Consider the following 1,160-nt stretch of genomic DNA (forward strand, 5'->3'; position numbering starts at 1 on the left):
GACGTGGCTGCAGGAGAAGATACCTCCCATATCCTCAGCGGGTTGACTAACCAGCTGCCTGATCGTGATCCGGAAGAGACCGCCGAGTGGGTTGAGTCCCTGGATTCGCTGATCAGGGAACAGGGCACCGAGCGTGCCCAATACATCATGCGGAGCCTGCTGCAGCGTGCCGGTGCGCAGAGCGTCGGGGTGCCGATGGTGACCACCACGGATTACGTGAACACCATCCCGGTGGACCAGGAAGCCGAATTCCCCGGGAACGAGGAGTTCGAGCGCCGGTACCGGGCGTACATGCGCTGGAACGCCGCGGTGATGGTGCACCGGTCCCAGCGGCCTAACATCGGGGTGGGCGGGCACATCTCCACCTACGCCGGCGCCGCGACACTGTACGAGGTGGGCTTCAACCACTTCTTCCGCGGCAAGGACCACCCCGGCGGCGGTGACCAGGTCTTCTTCCAGGGCCACGCCTCCCCCGGGATGTACGCCCGGGCGTTCATGGAAGGCCGGCTGACCGAGGAGGACCTGGACGGGTTCCGGCAGGAAAAGTCCCGCGAAGGCCACGCGCTCTCCTCCTACCCGCACCCGCGGCTGATGCCGCACTTCTGGGAATTCCCCACCGTGTCCATGGGCATCGGCCCGATGAACGCGATCTACCAGGCCCAGTCCAACCGGTACCTGCACAACCGGGGCCTGAAAGACACCTCGGACCAGCAGGTCTGGGCGTTCCTGGGCGACGGCGAAATGGACGAGCCCGAGTCCCGCGGCCTGCTCCAGCTCGCCGCGAACGAGAACCTGGACAACCTGAACTTCGTCATCAACTGCAACCTCCAGCGCCTCGACGGCCCGGTCCGCGGCAACGGCAAGATCATGCAGGAACTCGAAGCGTTCTTCCGCGGCGCGGGCTGGAACGTGATCAAGGTCGTCTGGGGCCGGGAATGGGATGACCTGCTCACCAAGGACGCCGACGGCTCCCTGGTGAAGATCATGAACGAAACCCCCGACGGGGACTACCAGACCTACAAGGCCGAATCCGGCGGGTTCGTCCGCGAACACTTCTTCGGCAAGGACCCCGCCACCAAGGACCTCGTCGCGGACCTCACCGATGACCAGATCTGGAACCTCAAACGCGGCGGCCACGACTACCGCAAGGTCTACGCCGC

The 1,160-nt window shown here is 65.2% G+C and carries 1 pseudogene; it reads left to right on the forward strand.

Annotated features, from left to right (window positions below):
- Nucleotides 1-3: 3 nt before the first annotated feature.
- A pseudogene (locus tag EYS21_RS23235) lies at nucleotides 4-1,160 on the forward strand (pyruvate dehydrogenase (acetyl-transferring), homodimeric type); the annotation flags it as partial.

It is taken from the genome of Arthrobacter sp. S39, assembly GCF_004320525.1.
Taxonomy (GTDB): Bacteria; Actinomycetota; Actinomycetes; order Actinomycetales; family Micrococcaceae; genus Arthrobacter.